Raw genomic sequence first — 17,716 nt, 5'->3', positions numbered from 1 at the left:
GCGCCCCCCTCCCGCCGCTGGTGGAGGCCACTGCCCGCATCATCCGCCAGCTGGACATGGTGAAACTGATGGGCTCGCCCCCACGCGCGTAGCGCGTGGCGGCACCCTGTTCTTATTCTATGGATTCGGCCGGGCCGAAGAACTCGTAGCGGCTTTGCGCGTCGGGCACGCCGAGTTCCTTCAGGTAGCGGCGTACGCTGCGCATGAAGGGCTTGGGACCGAGGAAGTAGACGTCGGCGTTGCGGTCGGCCGGCAGCCATTCGCCCAGCCGTTCCTTGGTGAGCAGTCCGGTCGCGTCGGGCTGGCCGGCTTCGCCGTCGTGCTCGTCGTAGCAATAGAAGCGGTTGACGTGCGCGTGCTGCTCCGAGACGGCGTCCACGTCTTCGCGGAAGGCATGGACGTCGCGGTTGCGGGCGCAGTGGATGAAGCGGATGGGGCGATCGGTCTGCAGCGCCGACTGCAGCATGGCGAGCACCGGGGTGATGCCTACGCCGCCGCTGATCAGCACCAGCGGGCGCTCGCTTTCCTGCAGCGTGAAGTCGCCGCTGGGCGGGAACACGTCCACCACGTCGCCGGGCTGGACGTGGTCGTGCAGGTAGTTGGACGCGGCGCCGCCGGACTGGCGTTTGACGCTGATGCGGTAGTCGCGGCCGTTGGGCGCGGCCGACAGCGAGTAGTTGCGGCGGATTTCCTCGCCGTTCACGACCAGCTTCAGGCCGATGTACTGTCCGGGCTGGAAGTCCAGCACGGGGCCGCCATCGACCGGAACGAGGTAGAACGAGACGATCTCGGCGCTTTCGCTTTCCTTGCGCTCGACGCGGAAGGAGCGGGCGCCGCGCCAGCCGCCGGAAGCCTGTTCCCTGGCCGCGTATTGCTGTTCCTCGGCGCCGATCAGCAGCGAGGCGAGCTGCTGGTAGGCCGCGCCCCAGGCGTCCAGCACTTCGTCGGTGGCGATCTCGGCGCCCAGCACTTCGCGGATGGCGCGCAGCAGGCAAGCGCCGACGATGGGATAGTGCTCCGGCAGGATCTGCAGGCCGACGTGCTTGTTCACGATCTGGCCGACCAGGCCGCCCAGCGGCGCGAGATTGTCGATGTGGCGCGCATAGGCCAGTACGCCGTTGGCCAGGGCGCGCGGCTGGGCGCCGCTGGCCTGGTGGGCCTGGTTGAACAGCGGCCGCACTTCCGGATATTCGGCCAGCATGATGCGATAGAAATGCGTGGTCAGCGCTTCGCCGCCGGTTTCGAGCAGGGGGACAGTGGCTTTGACGATGGCGCGTTGTTGATCGGACAGCATGGTATCTCCACAGGGACGGGCCGGGGCCGGACGGCGGCGGCCGATGTCTTTCTTCTATCAAGAACCGTGCCAACCCGTTGCGCGCGCTGCAGTGCGGCATCGCCTGGATTTGAGTCATAATGACATCTATCGGGAAAGAGTTTTTTTGACTTGAACGTAGTCAATATGACAGCAAATCCTTTGCTTCACGCCTTGGTGCCGCTAGTGGACGATCTGGCCCGCGAGCTGGACGAGCGCGAACGCTACCGGCGGCTGCTCCATGCCTTGCGCGACCTAGTACCTTGCGATGCGGTAGCCCTGCTCAAGCTGGAAGGCGATTGGCTGGTGCCGCTGGCGGTGGAGGGCTTGAGCGACGATACGCTGGGCCGGCGCTTCAAAGTGGCCGACCATCCGCGGCTGCGGCTGCTGCTCGAGGCCGATGGACCGACGCGTTTTCCGGCCGGCATCGACCTGCCCGATCCTTACGACGGCCTGGTCGAGGGCGAGCTCGCGGTTCACGATTGCATGGGGTGCCTGCTGCGCGTGGCCGAACGGCCCTGGGGGCTGCTGACGCTGGATGCGCTGGAGATCGACCGCTTTTCTGCGCGCGACCTGGACGTGCTGCAGGCCTTCGCCAGCCTGGCGGCGGCCACGGTGAGCGTGGCCGACCGGCTGCAGCAGCTGGCCTCACGAGCGAGCGACGAGTACCAGCGCGCCGAGGTCTATCGCGCAGCGGCCCAGCCCCAGGCGCGTCCGTTGCTGGGGCAGAGCGCGGTCGTGCGGCATCTGCTGGAAGAAGTGCGCTCGGTCGGGGCCAGCGATCTCACCGTGCTGGTCATGGGCGAAACCGGCGTGGGCAAGGAGCTGGTCGCCCAGGCCTTGCATGCCGCATCGCCGCGCGCGGCGCGGCCGCTGGTCAGCCTCAATTGCGCGGCCTTGCCCGAAGCGCTGGTCGAAAGCGAGTTGTTCGGCCACGTTAAAGGCGCGTTCTCGGGCGCGGTGGGAGACCGGCGCGGCCGGTTCGAACTGGCCGACGGCGGCACCTTGCTGCTGGATGAAGTGGGCGAACTGCCGCTGCCGGTGCAGGCCAAGCTGCTGCGCGTGCTGCAGAGCGGGCAGTTGCAGCGGCTGGGCTCGGATCGCGAGCATCACGTCGACGTGCGGCTGATCGCGGCCACCAACCGCGACCTTGCCGACGAAGTCCGCAAGGGGCGTTTCCGCGCCGACCTCTACCACCGGCTCAGCGTCTATCCCCTGCGGGTGCCGCCTTTGCGCGAACGCGGCCGCGACGTGCTGCTGCTGTGCGGCGCCTTTCTGGAAGAGAACCGGGCGCGGCTGGGCCTGAACAACCTGCGGCTGTCGGCCGATGCGCAGACGGCGCTGCTGGCCTACGACTGGCCGGGGAACGTACGAGAACTCGAACACTTGATCAGTCGCAGCGCGCTCAAGGCGCTGGCGCGGCATCCCCGGCGGCCCGCCATCCTGACGTTGACGGCGGCAGACCTGGGCTTGGACGAAGCGGCAAGGCCGGGTGCGGCGGAGCCCATTGGCAAAAGCGCCGATGCGGTGGCCGTGCGCGCGCACGTGCCGGTGGCGCTGCGGCAGGCGGTGGACGACTACCAGCGCGAGTTGATCGGCGCGGCGCTGGCGCGCCATGCCGGCAACTGGTCCGCCGCGGCGCGGGAGCTGGGGCTGGATCGGGCCAACCTGGCGAGGCTGGGCGCGCGGCTGGGGGTGGCGGACGATCATCGCGGACGGCGGTGATCGAGATCGGCGGCGTTCTGCAGCCGGCTGCGCTCGCCGGCCGCAACGCGTAATCGCGCCAGCGCGACGCCGGCACGCGAGCCGCCCACTGCAGCGCCAGGCCGGGCTCGCGCGCTCCTCAGTCCAGACGATGCCTGGCGATGAACTCCGGATCGAAGTCGATGCCCCATCCCGGGCCTTCGGGCAGGTGATAGAGGCCGTTCTCTATCCGGCCCCTGCCGATCAGCATCTGGTGGAAGATCGGATCGCGGTCGGGGTGGTGAGTTTCTACATAAGTGCCGTTCTCGACCGCCGCCAGCAGGTGCGAGCCCACGGTGGGCTCGCCATGATGGCCCATTTGCACGCCGAAGCAGGCGGCCATGCGCGCCACCCGCAGCCACGCGGTCGGGCCGCCGCCCCAACTGGCGTCGAGGTTGCAGACGTCGATGGCGCGGTCCAGCATCAGGTCGCGGCAATCCTGCACGGTGATCTCGGACTGGCCCGCGGCCATGGGCAGCCCGGTCTGGGCGCGCAGCAGCGCGAGATCGCGGCGGTCGTCATCCCAGTGGCACGGTTCTTCGAACCAGCGCAGGCCAAGGTCGGTGGCCTGCTGGCAGAAAGCCAGCGCCTGCGCGCGGCTCCAGCCGCGGTTTGCATCGACGAACAGGACGAAGTCCTCGCCGCCGGCGCGCCGCGCCGCGCGGGTGCGGGCCAGGTCTTCCTCGACGCTGCGGCCGCCGACCTTGAACTTGCAGCCGGCCAGGCCGAGTTCGCGGTATTCCACCATCTCCGCGCCGTAGTCTTCCGGCGCATAGCCGTCATGGTACTGGCCGCCGATGGCGACGATGGGTAGCGCGTCGCGCGCGCCTCCCCACAACTGGTAGAGCGGCAGCCCGGCCCGCTTGCCGAGCAGGTCCCACAGCGCGCTGTCCACGCACGAGACGGCACGCACCGCCGACCATTTGTCGCGCCCGCCCCGGTGGGTGGCGACCCACATGCGCGACCACAGCGTCTCGATCGAGACGGGATCGAGCCCCAGGATCATGGGCGCCAGTTCCTGATCGATGATGGCTCGCGCCTGCTGGTGGCTTTCCAGGCTGCCCTCGCCGTTGACGCAATGACCGACCAGGCCCTCGTCGGTGTGGACGCGCGTGATGATGGCATTCTTGCGCGGCACGCTATAGACGCTGCCGCGGTAGTCCCGGTTGAGCTCGACGCTGATCAGGACGGTTTCGACGTGTGTGATTTTCATGAAAGTGTTCCATCGCGCCGCGCGCTACCCGCGGCGCTTGAAAGTACGCCCCCCGATCCGGCGTGCTCCCGGGCAAGAAACGCGTGCCGCAAGCCAGGATACCCTCCCCGGATCCAGGGCACAGCGGATTCGGCTCCGCCGGTCCGTAAGTAGAGCCCCCTGAGGGGCGCGCGTCAGCGCGTAAGGGAGATCATTGTTTCGGTATGCCGGCGGTTTCGACGAGTTCGGTATACATGCGGGCCTCCCCCGGGATCATCTTCGCCAGTTGTTCGCCATCGAGGATCTGGGCTTCGCCGAAAGTCTCGGTGAGTTTGGCCACGACGTCCCGCTCGGCCATGACCGACTTGGTAGTCTGGCGCAGCGTGCGCACGACTTCGGCGGGCGTGCCGCCCGGCGCGAACAGGCTGATCCAGTTGACGAGTTCGATCCCGGGCACGCCGGCCTCGGCCGCGGTCGGCACGTCCGGCAGCTTGCCGTCGCGCTTGTCGCGCAGGATGGCCAGCGGCCGGACCTTGCCCGCCTCGATGTTGCGCAATTGGTTGGTCAGGGAATCGAACATGACCTGGACGTGGCCGCCGGCCAGGTCGGTCGCGGCCGGCGCGCCGCCCCGATAGGGCACGTGGATCAGCTTGGTGCCGGTGCGGGCCTGGAACAGCTCGCCGCCGAAATGCTGCACGGTGCCGATGCCCGACGAGGCGTACGACAGTTTGCCGGGATTGGCCTTGGCATACGCCACCAGTTCCTTGAGCGTGCGCACCGGCAGTTGATCGTTGACCACGACGACCTGGCCGGGCGTGACCAGCCCCCAGATCGGGGTCAGGTCCCGGACCGGATCGTAGGGCAGTTTTTCATACAGGGCTGCCGCGAAAGAGACGGGCGAAGCGGTGGTGACCAGCAGCGTGTGCCCATCGGGCGCGGCCTTGGCCACGTAATTGGCGCCGACGGTGCCGCCGGCGCCGGAGCGGCTCTCGACGATCACGTACTTGCCCCAGTGCTGCTCCAGGTTCTGGGCCAGCAGGCGGCCGGTATATTCCACCGGTGAACCGGGCGGGAAGGGGTTGATGATGTGCACGCCCTTGGCGGGGAAGGCCGCTTGCGGCTGGGCAGCGGCGGCGCCGCAGAAGAGCGCCGCCAGCGCGAGCATGGGCGCCAGTAATCGTTTCATGACAATGTCTCCGTATCAGTTTCCTATGGCGCTGCGCGCCGCCCGCGGCCCCTGGAAGTGCGCCGCCCGAAACAGGGCGCCGCGGATCCGGCTTCGGTCCGCCGGCGCCGCCTCGTCGAGGCGGCCCGCGCAAGCGGGCAGGGGTGGGCTACCTCTGGCAGTATCATCAATCAGGGGCGGTTTCGGCAACGGGCCGCCGCCCTATATGAGATATAGGCAGAAGCCTATCGGAGACACGCAATGATCAATCTCTCGCCACGTGGTCTGGAAGTGCTGGCGGCGGTCGCCGAGACAGGCAGTTTCGCCGCGGCAGCGAACCGGCTCGGCATTGCCCAGCCTTCCGTGAGCCAGCATGTCCAGGCCCTGGAGCGGCGGGCGGGCACGGCGCTGTTCCTGCGCAGGCGTGGTCGTTCCGCCGTCCTGACCGAGGCGGGAGAACGGGTGCTGGCCCACGCGCGGACGATGCTGAGCGACGTGGCCCGATTGTCCGAGGCCCTGGAGGTCGGCGCAGGGACCGTCCGCCGCATCCTGTTCGCCTGCCAGCGCCCCGTCGCCAATGCCGTGCTGCCGCCCGTGCTGGCCAGCTTCGCCCGCGCCCACCCCGAGTACGAGCTGGCCTTGGTGGCAGGCACCCTGGACGAGGTCGTGACCCATTTGCGCGACGGCACGGCCGACCTGGGCTGCTTCTTGAGCCGCTGGGCGCCCGAGGGCGTGGCCAGCCGCGCCATCAGCGTGGAGCGCTATGCGCTGGTGGCCGCGCCTTCGCACCCGCTGGCGGGCCGCTCGCATATTGATCCCGACGAACTGTCCAGGCAGAAATTCGTGCGGGCGGCGCATCGTTCGGGGTTTTCGGAACAGATGGCCGACATGCTCAGGGAGGCCGGTATCGGCCATACGCCGGTCGCCTCGCGCGCGACCGAGTCCGGCATGGTCCGCGAACTGGCGGCGGCGGGCGTGGGCATCTGGTGCACGCTGGCGCAGGCCGTGCGCGGCGACATCGAGTCGGGCGCATTGGTGGAACTGCACACCGGCGGGCCTCCCATGACCATGGACTTGCGGCTTGCCACGGGAACCCGGCGGCTGCCCGCCCCGGGCGCGCGCCTGTTGGCCGAACACATCGAATCGACCCTGCGCGGAGCAGGTCGCGCGGCGATCCGCCCGCCGGCGTCCGCTCCGGCCTGAACCGGAGACCTGGCACCGGCCGGGGCTCGGCGGCGGTATTCGTGACCAATCCTTGATCGAGAACAAACTTTCGGCGCGGCGGGATTGCGATCGGCCGCGCACGATGCGTATGCTGGAGACAGCGCGTGTCCCCACGCGCGTGACGCGAGCCAACAAGGAGATTCTCATGAAAGCGGTGCGTTTCATCGAGACCGGCAGGCCCCCTGAAATCCACGACGTCCCGGTGCCCCAGCCCGGGCCGGGCGAGGTGCTGCTCAAGGTGGCGGGAGCGGGCGTATGCCATTCCGACCTGCACATCCTCGACGATATGGAAGGCTTCAAGGGGCCGTTCACGCTGGGACACGAGAACGCCGGCTGGATCGCCGCGCTGGGTGCCGGGGTCACAGGCTGGAAAGAGGGCGACGCCGTCGCGGTGTACGGCCCATGGGGCTGCGGCCATTGCCACACCTGCCAGTTGTCGGCCGAGAACTATTGCGAGAACCACGCCAGCATCCCCAGTTTCGGCGGCGGGCTCGGCTCCGACGGCGGCATGGCGGACTACATGCTGGTGCCGTCGTCGCGCCTGCTGGTGTCGCTCGGCTCGCTCGATCCGGTCAGCGCGGCGCCGCTGAGCGACGCGGCACTGACGCCCTACCATGCGATCAAGGCGGCATTGCCTTTGCTGACTCCCGAGACCACCGTGGTGGTGGTCGGCATCGGCGGACTCGGCCATATGGCGGTGCAGCTGCTGCGGGCGCTGACGCCGGCGCAACTGGTGGCCTGCGACGTCGACGACGCCAAGCTGGCCCATGCGCGCGAGCTGGGCGTCGCGCATACGATCAACACGCGCGACGCGCAGGCGGCGGCGGACGCGATCCGCGCGCTGACCGGCCCGCGCGGCGCGGTGCTGGCGCTGGACCTGGTCGGCGCGCAGACCACGGTGGACCTGTGCGTCGGCATCGTCGGACGCGGTTCGCGGCTGAGCGTGGTCGGGCTCGCGGGCGGCGTGGTCCACTATGCCGCCAATAGCCCGCCCTACGGATGCCAAGTGTCGGTGCCTTATTGGGGATCGCGCACCGAACTGATGGAAGTGATCGCCATGGCCCAGAGCGGCCACATCCACGTCGACGTGGAAACCTTTCCGATGGCGCAGGCGCAGGAGGTCTACCAGCGCCTGCGCGAGGGCCGCATACGCGGCCGGGGAGTGCTGGTTCCGTAAACGCCGGTGCCCCGCGATTTTGTGCTGCGCTCGTCCGTTGGTATCTTAGGCGGCGAACGCCCGCCAGAGGCTGTTTCATTCATATCGATCCGGCGTCGGCCGGCCGGGCTGCGGCCCGGTTCATACAGGGAGAATTACATGGAAGGTATTTCCACGAAGCCGTTGCGCTGCATCCTGCTCGCCACGGACCTGAGCGCGCGCTGCGACCGCGCGCTCGACCGGGCGGTGCAGCTGGCCAAGGCGCACGGCGCCAAGCTGGTGGCGGTCTGCGCCATCGAACCTACGCTGAACGACGTGCTGACCGCGCGCCGCGACCCGGCCGCCGATCGCAACGCCGCGGAGAGCCGGCTGCGCGCCAGCCTGGGCGACGCGGCGGTCGAGATCGAACTGGTGGTGGAAAAAGGGAATGCCGTCGAGGTCATCAAGAAGACCGCGCAGGCCAGGGGATGCGACCTGATCGTGACCGGCGTCGCGCGCGGCGAGACCCTGGGCCGGCTGCTGCTCGGCACGACGGTCGAGAAACTGGCGCGCGAGGCCGAGGTCCCGGTCTTGATCGTGCGCGAGCGTCCGCATCATGAGTACCGCGATCTGGTGGCGGCAATCGACTTCTCCGAAGGCTCGCGCCAGGCGCTGCAGACCGCCTTGACGCTGTTCCCGGACGCCCGCCCGGTGCTGTGCCATGCCTATCCCACGGCCAAGGCGCATCCGGATGCCGCCACGGTCGCCCAGGCCAAGGCCGCGGCCGATGGCGAGGTCGCGGCCTTCCTGCAGACTCATGGCGCGACGCTGAACCGCCCGGACCTCGAATGGAAGCTCGAACACGGCCTGCCCGAGGACGTCGTGGCCGACTACGTCGCCCGCCATCCGACCGAACTGCTGGTCCTGGGCACGCATGGCCGCACCGGCATCCTGCGCACCGCCATCGGCAGCGTGGCCGAGCAACTGATCCAGCACACGCCTTGCGACGTGCTGATCGTGCGCCAGCAGGAAGCCTGACGCCCCCGAGGCGCAGCGCTATTCCGCGCGCCTGCCGTATTCGCTGGGCGGCATGCCCGCCCAGCGGCGGAAGGCGCGCGCGAAGATCTTCTCCGAGCTGTATCCCACCAGTTCCGCGACGTCGGCCAGCCGCACGGGCCCCAGCCTGAGGCGCTCGGCCGCCCGTTCCATGCGCCGCGAGGCCAGGTAGGCCATGGGCGAGACGCCCACCAGTTCGCGGAAACGCGCGGCAAATCGTGAGCGCGACATGCATACCGTATCGGCCAATGTCGGCAGCGACCAGGGCTGCTCCGGCGCGTTGTGCATCAGCATGATCGCCTGCCCGATCTTGGGGTCGGACAAGCCGCGCAGCCAGTCGGGCGTGCTGTCGGTTTCCCGGTGGCGCAGCAGGTAGGCGCGCAGCACGTGCACCATCAGCAGGTCGCCCATGCGCGCCGCCGAGAGTTTCCAGCCGGGCTGGCGGCTCAGGCTTTCCTCGATGAACATTTCCATGGTCGGCGCCAGGCACGCGGCCAAATGGATGTCGTTCTCGCGCAGGTGGATGACGCGAGGCAGAAAACGGAGCACCGCATTTCGTCCCGCAGGACCGTAGTTGACGATGGTGGTGAACAGCTCCGTGGGCGTGCCTGCGCCGCCGACCGAGAAGACCAGCGGTTTTTCGCCGCGCTCTTTCATGCCGTAGTCGGCAAGCACCTTGGTGAAGGGGGTCGCGGGCAGGCCCGGCGCCGAGGAGATGACGTGCCGGCCGCCGCGCGGCAGCAGGAGCAGGTCGCCGGCCGAGACCTGCAGCGGCTGCGCGCCTTCCAGGTGTATCCAGTACGGCGCGCCGCGCGCGATGCGGAATACCGCGCCGTCTATGCCGACGGATTCCAGCGACCACGGCGCATGCAGGGTGAACCGCCCCGTCGTGGCGCTTTCGGCGCGGCAACCCGACAGGACTTCGCTCAAGACATCCACGCTTGCCTCCGCCAGTGCCGTCTACCCTCGCGATTGTATCGGTAATGTCCCGGAGCTGGGACGAATTGCGGCGTAATGAGTCGTTATTGGGGTGGAGGCTGGTGGGCTTTCAAGAAAGAATCAGCGCGGGGCCACACCTGCGTCACAAGGGGGCCCTGATCCCCCAATCCGCTCGCTTTTTCCGGTCCACAGGTGTTTCCATGATTGCATTGCTCCGCCCGTTCGCCTTCGCCTTGAGCTGCGTTGCGCTGGCTGCCCTGGCCGCGCCCGCGCAGGCCCAGGATTTTCCCTCCAGGCCCATCACCATCATCGTCGGCTATCCCCCCGGCGGCGGGCCGGACATCGGCGCCCGCATGCTGGGCGAGAAGCTCGCCGCGCGGCTGCACCAGCCCGTCATCGTCGAGAACCGCGCCGGCGTCAGCGGCATGATCGGCGCGGGAGCGGTGGCGCGCGCGCCGGCCGACGGCTATACGCTGCTGTTCGCCCCGAACACCTTCCTGATCGCGCCGCACGTGCTGCCCAAGGGCACCAACATCAATCTCGACGTGCTCCATGACTTCGCGCCGGTGATCGCGCCTTCCAAGGGCGCCATGATCATGGTCGCGCATCCCTCGCTGGGCGTGCACAACGCCAAGGAACTGGTGGCGCTGCTCAAGAAGCAGCCCGGCCTGGCCTACGCCACCCCCGGCAGCGGTTCGCCCATGCACATCGCCGGCGAGCTGTTCAAGAAGTCGGCCGACGTGAACATGCTGCACGTACCGTACAAGGGCGTGGCGCCCGCGCTGGCCGACGTGGTGGGCGGACACGTCAAGATCACCTATGCCGCCATCGGCGTGGTCGCGCCGCACATCGCGGCCGGCCGGCTGGTCGCGCTGGGCGCCGCCGAGAAAGAGCGTTCGCCGCTGATGCCCGAGCTGCCCACGCTGGCCGAGCAAGGCTTTCCCAACACCGCCACGGGCGCCTGGTACGGCGTGTTCGCGCCCAAGGGCACGCCCGCCGCGGTCGTCGACAAGCTGAACAAGGAGTTCAACGCGGCGCTGCAGATGCCCGATACGGTCGCCAAGCTCAAGAACCAGTGGGAAGTGCCGCTGGGCGGCTCGCCGGAAGACCTGGCGCGCATGGCCAAGGCCGAGTACGAGGACTACGGCAAGATCATCAAAGCGTTCAACATCTCCGCCGACTGATGAGCCAGCCCGCCGCCAAGCGGCCCAACATCCTGCTGGTCATGACCGACCAGCAGCGGGCCGATCATCTGGGGTGCTACGGCAATCCCATCCTGCGCACGCCCCACCTCGACGCCCTGGCTGGCACGGGCGTGCGCGCCAGCCGGTTCTATGTGGCCAGTCCGACCTGCATGTCCAATCGCGCTACGCTGATGACCGGGCGCATGCCTTCGCTGCACGGCGTGCTGCACAACGGCATTCCGCTCTCGCGCGAGGACGTCACCTTCGTCGAGCTGCTGCGCGAAGCCGGCTATGCGACCGCGCTGGTGGGCAAGTCCCACCTGCAGAACTTCGGCTACAACAATCCGCCGATCCGCGGCTGGGAGAACCTCAACGGCGGCCGGCCGCCTTCGGACGCGCTCCAGGACGCGCACCGGCATCACCGCCGCGGCCGCGACTACGACAACGAATGGACGCCTTACTGGAAGGCCGATCCGGACTTCGCGGTACGGACGCCGTTCTACGGCTTCGACCACGTCAGCCTGTGCACCATGCACGGCGACCGGGTGCAGGGCGACTACGCGCGCTGGCTGGCGCAGCGCCATCCCGACCCCGACAGCCTGCGCGGCCGGGAGAACGCCATTCCCGATGCGCGCTACGATTCGCCGCAAGCCTGGCGCACGCGCATGCCGGTGGAGCTGTATCCGTCCACCTACGTGGCCGAGCAGACCTGCGCCTGGCTGGCGGAGCATGCCGAGCGCGGGGGCGAGGCGCCGTTCTTCATCCAGTGCTCGTTCCCGGACCCGCACCATCCGTTCACGCCGCCGGGCAAGTATTGGGGCATGTACGACCCCGCCGGCATCCCGCTGCCGCCCTCGTTCCACCAGCACCAGCGCCCCGCATTGCTGCAGGCGGTGCATGAGCGCACCCAGGCCGGCGCATCGCGCGAGGCCTACATTCCGTTCGCGCTGAACGAGCGCGAGTGCCGCGAGGTGACGGCGCTGACCTACGGTTCGATCGGCCTGGTCGACGATTGCGTGGGACGCGTGCTGGCCAAGCTCGACGAACTGGGCCTGCGCGAAGACACCGTGGTCATCTTCACCTCCGATCATGGCGAGATGATGGGCGACCACGGCATTGCGCTCAAAGGCGTGATGCACTACCGCAGCGTGACCCAGGTGCCCTTCATCTGGAGCGATCCCGCCTTGCCCGAGGCGCGCCGCGGCGCGGTCCTCGATACGGTGGCGGGCAGCGTGGACATCGCCCAGACCATTCTGGCGCGGGCCGGCGTGGCGCCGTTCAACGGCATCCAGGGCGTCAACCTGCTGCCGCAGATCCAGGACGCCGCCGCCCCCGCGCCTGAGCGCGCCGGCATCGTGGTCGAGAGCGAGCCGCTGCAATACGCGTTCGGCCGTCCGCGACGCTTCAAGGTGCGCACGCTGTTCGACCGCCGCTATCGCCTCACGCTGTCCGACGATCCGGCCGTCTGCGAGTTCTACGATCTGGAGGCCGATCCGCACGAGACCGAGGATCTCTGGAACGAACCCGCCGCGCGCGCCGAGCGCGACCGGCAGGTGGCGGCGCTGGCGGTCGAGATGATCCGGCTCTCGGAAAGCTCGCCGCTGCCCAGCGCCCAGGCCTGAGCGGCCGGCGCGGGAGCGGGCGCCGGGTCAGGCCAGCGGCAGCCGGAACAGCGCGCGATACCGCGTGCCGGCGCCCGGCCCGGCGCTGCAGTACAGGCCCAGCGTCTCGAAGCGCATCGGCGGCAGGGCGATCTCCGGCAGGGCCCGCGGCGCGGGCTTGCCCGCCCCGAACCGCGCCAGCGTGACGTGGGGCCGGTAGGGGCGGTCCTCCACCGGCAGGTCCATGGCGCGCAGGACGGCCTGCGTCTGCGCCACCATCTGCCGCAAGGCGTCAGGCAGGCCGAAGGTGGCCACGGCCACCCGCGCGCGGGCGGCATGGGGCCACAGCGTCAGCCCGGCTGCTTCCAGGTCGGGTATGGCGCGCGCCAGCGGCTGCAGGGCCGCCTGCAGCGCCGCGGCCTGCCTGGCCTCCAGCGCGCCCAGGAAAGCGATCGTCAGGTGCAGGTCGGCGGCCAGCAGCCGGGCCGGCGGCAATGCCGTGCCGGCTTCGGCCAGGCGGGCGCGGCTGGCGGCATCGGGGGCCAGGGCGATGAAGCTGCGCGGATGGCAGAGGGGCGCTGCGGGCATGGATACGCGTCCTTCGGGAAAGGGGCCTAGCGCCATTTTCGCCGGTTCACGGCCGCCGGAGCGCAAACCGCTTCGGCTCCATGTAATCCCCGGTGCAAGACAGCCGGCGAGGCTGTTAGGATTTGATCAAATATCGAATATCTGCGATCCTCGGCGCCTCCCACGCTCCGCTACAGAGATCGTCCTTCATGACCACACTTTCCGCCTTGGGCGACATCCAGCCCATCGTCCGGGCGTCGGTGGCCGAGTCGGTCTACCGGACCCTGCGCAACAAGCTGATGCACGGCGAGTATCCGGCCGGCCAGGTGCTGGGCATCCAGGAACTCGCCAACGCGCTCCAGACCAGCACCATGCCGGTGCGCGAAGCCTTGCGCCAACTGGTGGCGCAGCAAGGACTGGAGCCCATGCGCAGCGGCACGGTGCGGGTGCCGCTGATCACGCCCGAGCGGCTGGAAGACATCCGCCGTTCGCGGGTGCTGGTGGAGGGCACGGTTGCCGAATGGGCCGGTCCGCACCTGAGGGCCGCGCAGATCGACGAACTGGCGCGGCTGGCCGAGGAGATCACGGTGGCGCGCCGGTCGCGCGAAGGGCTGGCCGAAAGCCTGGAGAAGAACCGCATCTTCCACTACACCATCTACCAGGCGGCGCAGTCGCCGGTCATGCTGGCGGTGATCGACAGCCTGTGGCTGCGCTCCGGCGCCTATCTGCGCGCGATGCGCGAACTGCTGCATACCGATGCCGTGACGGCCGACCGCCTGCACGAATCGACGGTCCAGGCGTTCCGGGCCGGCGATTACGCCGCGGCGCGCAAGTTCGTCGAAACCGACGTGAGCTGGATCTTCGACCGCCTCGCCGGCACGCCGCTCCACGAGCCCGGCATTCCCCATCCTTGAACATCCCGGAGTTTCATCCATGACGACCAAGCGACTCAGATCCGACATTACGCGCCATGGCCTGGACCGGACGCCGCATCGCGCCTTCATGCGCGCCACCGGCCTGGACGACGCCGACATCGCCAAGCCCATGGTGGGCATCGTCAGCATGCGCGGCGACCTGAGCCCCTGCAACATGACCCATGCGCCCCAGGTCGAGGCGGCGCGCATGGGCGTGGCCTCGGCCGGCGGCACGCCGCGCGAGTTCTCGACCATCTCGGTGTCCGACGGCATCGGCATGAACCATGAGGGCATGAAGTTCTCGCTGGTCAGCCGCGAGCTGATCGCCGATTCGATCGAGGCCGTGGTGCACGGCCATGCCCATGACGGGCTGGTGGCGTTCGGCGGCTGCGACAAGACGCTGCCGGGCGCGATGATGGGCCTGGTGCGCTGCAACGTGCCAGGCGTGTTCGTCTATGGCGGCAGCGCGCTGCCGGGGCGTTTCGAGGGCCGCGACATTACCGTGCTCGACGCCTACGAGGCGGTGGGCGCGGCGCAGACCGGCAAGATGACCGAGGAAAAAGTCATGCTGCTCGAGCGCGCCTGCAAGCCCACCATAGGCGCGTGCGCGGGCCAGTTCACCGCCAACACCATGGCGATGGTGGCCGAGGCGCTGGGCCTGACCGTGCCCAATTCGGCCATGGTGCCGGGCGTCTATTCCGAGCGCCTGGACATCGCCCGCCGCGCCGGCCAGATCGTCATGCACATCATCGAGGAAGGCGGCCCGCTGCCGCGCGACCTGGTCACGCGCAAATCCCTGGAGAACGCCTGCGCCCTGGTGGCGGCCACGGGCGGATCGACCAACGCCGCGCTGCACATCCCGGCCATCGCCAACGAAGCCGGCATCGTCTTCACGGTGGACGACGTGGCCGAGGTGTTCGCGCGCACGCCGCTGATCGGCGACCTGCGGCCCGGCGGCAAGTACGTCGCCAAGGACGTCTACGACATCGGCGGCGTGTCGGTGCTGATCCGCGAATTGATCGGCAGCGGCCACATCGACGGCACCTGTCCGACCGTGACCGGCCGCACCCTGGCCGAAGAGCATGGCGCCGCGCCCGAGCCCGACGAGAAGGTCGTGCGCCGCGCCGCCCGGCCCATCCTGCCCGACGGCGGGCTGGCGGTGCTCAAGGGCAACCTCGCCCCGGACGGCGCGCTGCTGAAGGTGGCCGGCCTGTCCAAGCGCGTGCACGAGGGGCCGGCCCGCGTGTTCGACGGCGAGGATGCCTGCGCCCGGGCCGTCAGCGAGCGCCGCTACGCCGAGGGCGACGTGCTCATCATCCGCTACGAGGGCCCGGCGGGCGGCCCGGGCATGCGCGAGATGCTGGGCGTGACCGCGCTCATCTACGGCCAGCAAATGGGCGAGAAGGTCGCCTTGCTGACAGACGGCAGGTTCTCCGGCGCCACGCGCGGCATCTGCGTCGGCCACATCGCGCCGGAGGCGGCGGCGGGCGGCCCGCTGGCGCTGGTGCGCGACGGCGACCGCATCCGCGTCGACGGCGATGCGCGCACGCTGGAGCTGCTGGTGGACGAGGCCGAGCTGGCGCGCCGCCGCGCGGCCTGGCAGCCCCCGCCGCCCAATCATCGCGCCGGGCTGTTGTCCAAGTACGCCAGGACGGTCGGCCAGGCGGACCTGGGCGCCGTGACCCACGCGGGCGGCGCGGTCTGGCCGGAGCCGGCCGGAACCTGAACGGCCGGGAACATCGCAGAACACGAAGGAGAGGAAAGACTATGAGCAAGGCAACACTGGGATACCTGGGCATGGGGCTGATGGGCCTGCCCATGTCGCTGCGGCTGCTGAAAGCGGGGAACGCCGTGCACGTGTGGAACCGCTCCGCGGCCAAGGCGGAGCCGGCGCGGGCGGCGGGCGCCGTGGTGGCCGCCAGCCCCGCCGGGGTGGCGCGCGCCGTCGACATCGTCTTCATGTGCCTGACCGACGCGGCGGCCGTGGAAGCCGTGGTCTTCGGCCCGGACGGCCTGGCCAGCGTCGCGGGCGAGGGCAGGCTCGTGGTGGATTTCTCGTCCATCACGCCCGAAGCCACGCGCGACATCGCCGGCCGGCTGGCGGCGGCCAACGGCATGCGCTGGCTGGACGCGCCGGTATCGGGCGGCACCAAGGGGGCCGAGGACGGCACCCTGGCCATCATGGCGGGCGGCAGCGCCGAGGACCATGCGCGCGTCGCGCCCTACGTGCAGCAGATGGCGCAGCGCTTCACGCTGATGGGGCCGCTGGGGGCCGGGCAGACGACGAAGCTGTGCAACCAGGTCATCGTCGGCGGCACCATCGCCATCCTGGCCGAGGCGACCCGGCTGGCGGCCAATTCTGGCATCGACCCGCTGCTGCTGCCGCAGGCGCTGGCCGGCGGCTTCGCCGACTCCAAGCCGCTGCAATTGTTCCTGCCGCGCATGGCGACGGCCACGCACCATCCGCCCATCGGCCACACCTACACCATGCTCAAGGACCTGGACAGCGTGGTGGAACTGGCGCGCCAGACCGGCACGCCCGTGCCCATGACGGCGGTGGCTTCGCAGCTCCTGCGCATGGTCAACGCCACGCTCGGACCCGAATCCGAAGCGCTCGAGATCTACAAACTGGGCGGCAAGCCCGCCTGAACGCCCTCAACGCACCCGTCTGGAGTCCGTCATGAAGAAACTCGCAGCAATCGCCCTGGCCGGCGCCGTCGCGGCCTGCTCCCTTCCCGCCGCTGCTCAGCAAGCGATCCGCGTGGGCTGGCTGATCCCCGCCGAAGAGGCGAAGTACTGGCTCATGAAGCGCCCCGAGGATTTCCCGCAGATCGGCAGCAAGTACAAGATCGAGTGGGTGCAGTTCCAGGGCACTTCGCCGGTAATGCAGGCCTTCGCCGCCAAGGCGGTCGATTGCGGCACGCAGACGCCGCTGTCCATCGGCCAGGGCCTGATCGAGGCCAAGGTGCAGACCTCGGTGATCGCGCAGCACGTGTTCGAGAAACCGGGCAGCTTCTCGGTGTACTGGGCGGTCAAAGACGATTCGCCGATCAAGTCCGTCAAGGACCTCAAGGGCAAGCGCATCGGCGTATCGGTGATCGGCGCGGGCGTCTACGCGCCGCTGGTGCAAATGCTCAAGAAGAACGGCATCGACCCCAAGACCGACGTCAAGATCGTCGAGACGGGCTTCGCGCCCTCGGAAGACGCGATCCGCTCCGGGCGCGTCGACATCGGCGTGCTGAACCAGCCTTTCGCCGCCCGCGCCGAGGCCAAGGGCGGGCTGCGCAAGCTGTTCTCGGTGGCCGACCAGCAGCCCAATTTCGTCCACATCCTGGAATCCTGCCGCAAGGAATTCATCGACCAGCATCCCGAGGCGGTCAAGGCCTACATCCGCGACCTCACCACCGCCATGGGCAAGGTGCTGGCCAACCGCGACGAGACTCTGAAGATCGTGTCGCAGGTGACCAGGGCGCCCGTGCCGGTGCTCGACACCTATCTGCTCAAGGCGAACGACTTCGCGCGCGATCCCGGCATGGCGCCGGACTTCCCCGCCATCCAGAGCCTGCTCGACAGCTTTACCGAGACCGGCCTGATGTCGGCGAAGGTGAGCGTGTCGTCATTCCAGAACGGCGACATCCACGCGCCGATGAAGTAGCGTTTCCGCTGTAGAAGCCGGAGCCCCGC

The 17,716-nt window shown here is 69.2% G+C and carries 15 protein-coding genes; 10 read left to right on the top strand and 5 right to left on the bottom strand.

The features are described from left to right. Positions 1-112: 112 nt before the first annotated feature. Positions 113-1,294 carry an NO-inducible flavohemoprotein gene (hmpA, locus tag PIGHUM_RS16200; RefSeq protein ID WP_124080603.1) on the bottom strand — a complete coding sequence of 394 codons (1,182 nt, stop codon included), beginning with the start codon at positions 1,292-1,294 and terminating at the stop codon, positions 113-115. Between the two features lie 165 nt (positions 1,295-1,459). On the opposite strand from hmpA, the gene norR reads away from it, so the two are divergent. Further along, the gene (gene norR / locus PIGHUM_RS16195) at positions 1,460-3,037 is read left to right on the top strand and encodes a nitric oxide reductase transcriptional regulator NorR (RefSeq protein WP_124080602.1); all 1,578 of its coding nucleotides are present in this window, start codon (positions 1,460-1,462) and stop codon (positions 3,035-3,037) included. Positions 3,038-3,155: 118 nt separating this feature from the next. Here norR and PIGHUM_RS16190 read toward each other — a convergent pair whose 3' ends face one another. Together PIGHUM_RS16190 and PIGHUM_RS16185 are read right to left on the bottom strand one after the other, a co-directional pair. Continuing rightward, positions 3,156-4,268 carry a mandelate racemase/muconate lactonizing enzyme family protein gene (locus PIGHUM_RS16190; protein WP_124080601.1) on the bottom strand — a complete coding sequence of 371 codons (1,113 nt, stop codon included), beginning with the start codon at positions 4,266-4,268 and terminating at the stop codon, positions 3,156-3,158. A 190-nt stretch (positions 4,269-4,458) separates the two neighbouring features. Beyond that, complete coding sequence (locus PIGHUM_RS16185; protein ID WP_124080600.1) at positions 4,459-5,433, bottom strand: Bug family tripartite tricarboxylate transporter substrate binding protein; 975 nt, start codon at positions 5,431-5,433, stop codon at positions 4,459-4,461. A gap of 240 nt (positions 5,434-5,673) precedes the next feature. Between PIGHUM_RS16185 and PIGHUM_RS16180 the strand changes: the two genes are divergently transcribed. From PIGHUM_RS16180 to PIGHUM_RS16170, 3 genes are all read left to right on the top strand, one after another. Next, positions 5,674-6,615 (top strand): LysR family transcriptional regulator, encoded by a 942-nt coding sequence (locus PIGHUM_RS16180; RefSeq protein ID WP_124080599.1) that lies wholly within the window; start codon positions 5,674-5,676, stop codon positions 6,613-6,615. 166 nt (positions 6,616-6,781) lie between these two features. Next, positions 6,782-7,813: an NAD(P)-dependent alcohol dehydrogenase gene (locus tag PIGHUM_RS16175; RefSeq protein WP_124080598.1), complete on the top strand. Its 1,032-nt coding sequence runs from the start codon at positions 6,782-6,784 to the stop codon at positions 7,811-7,813. A 138-nt stretch (positions 7,814-7,951) separates the two neighbouring features. After that, positions 7,952-8,809, top strand: coding sequence for a universal stress protein (locus PIGHUM_RS16170; RefSeq protein WP_124080597.1), 858 nt, complete (start codon positions 7,952-7,954; stop codon positions 8,807-8,809). Positions 8,810-8,827: 18 nt separating this feature from the next. Here PIGHUM_RS16170 and PIGHUM_RS16165 read toward each other — a convergent pair whose 3' ends face one another. Then, entirely contained in the window at positions 8,828-9,766 is a 939-nt protein-coding gene (locus PIGHUM_RS16165) for an AraC family transcriptional regulator (RefSeq protein ID WP_124080596.1), read from the bottom strand. A 200-nt stretch (positions 9,767-9,966) separates the two neighbouring features. On the opposite strand from PIGHUM_RS16165, the gene PIGHUM_RS16160 reads away from it, so the two are divergent. Both PIGHUM_RS16160 and PIGHUM_RS16155 read left to right on the top strand, forming a co-directional pair. After that, positions 9,967-10,950: a Bug family tripartite tricarboxylate transporter substrate binding protein gene (locus PIGHUM_RS16160; protein WP_160142313.1), complete on the top strand. Its 984-nt coding sequence runs from the start codon at positions 9,967-9,969 to the stop codon at positions 10,948-10,950. Beyond that, the gene (locus PIGHUM_RS16155; RefSeq protein WP_124080594.1) at positions 10,950-12,572 is read left to right on the top strand and encodes a sulfatase family protein; all 1,623 of its coding nucleotides are present in this window, start codon (positions 10,950-10,952) and stop codon (positions 12,570-12,572) included. Before PIGHUM_RS16160 ends, PIGHUM_RS16155 begins: the two co-directional genes overlap by 1 nt. A gap of 27 nt (positions 12,573-12,599) precedes the next feature. Here the strand turns inward: PIGHUM_RS16155 and thpR are convergent, their stop codons facing one another. Beyond that, on the bottom strand, positions 12,600-13,139 hold the full coding sequence (thpR, locus tag PIGHUM_RS16150) for an RNA 2',3'-cyclic phosphodiesterase (protein ID WP_160142312.1): 540 nt from the start codon (positions 13,137-13,139) through the stop codon (positions 12,600-12,602). A 188-nt stretch (positions 13,140-13,327) separates the two neighbouring features. Between thpR and PIGHUM_RS16145 the strand changes: the two genes are divergently transcribed. Genes PIGHUM_RS16145 through PIGHUM_RS16130 form a run of 4 tightly spaced genes read left to right on the top strand, consistent with a single transcriptional unit; the run spans position 13,328 to position 17,687 of the window. Then, positions 13,328-14,032: a GntR family transcriptional regulator gene (locus tag PIGHUM_RS16145; RefSeq protein ID WP_124080592.1), complete on the top strand. Its 705-nt coding sequence runs from the start codon at positions 13,328-13,330 to the stop codon at positions 14,030-14,032. Between the two features lie 19 nt (positions 14,033-14,051). Further along, entirely contained in the window at positions 14,052-15,758 is a 1,707-nt protein-coding gene (gene ilvD / locus PIGHUM_RS16140) for a dihydroxy-acid dehydratase (RefSeq protein ID WP_124080591.1), read from the top strand. Positions 15,759-15,799: 41 nt separating this feature from the next. Further along, on the top strand, positions 15,800-16,681 hold the full coding sequence (locus PIGHUM_RS16135) for an NAD(P)-dependent oxidoreductase (protein ID WP_124080590.1): 882 nt from the start codon (positions 15,800-15,802) through the stop codon (positions 16,679-16,681). A 31-nt stretch (positions 16,682-16,712) separates the two neighbouring features. After that, entirely contained in the window at positions 16,713-17,687 is a 975-nt protein-coding gene (locus PIGHUM_RS16130; RefSeq protein WP_124080589.1) for an ABC transporter substrate-binding protein, read from the top strand. Positions 17,688-17,716: the final 29 nt, after the last annotated feature.

It is taken from the genome of Pigmentiphaga humi, from assembly GCF_900606115.1.
Taxonomy (GTDB): Bacteria; Pseudomonadota; Gammaproteobacteria; order Burkholderiales; family Burkholderiaceae_B; genus Pigmentiphaga; species Pigmentiphaga humi.
This window is presented reverse-complemented; position numbering and strand designations above follow the sequence as displayed.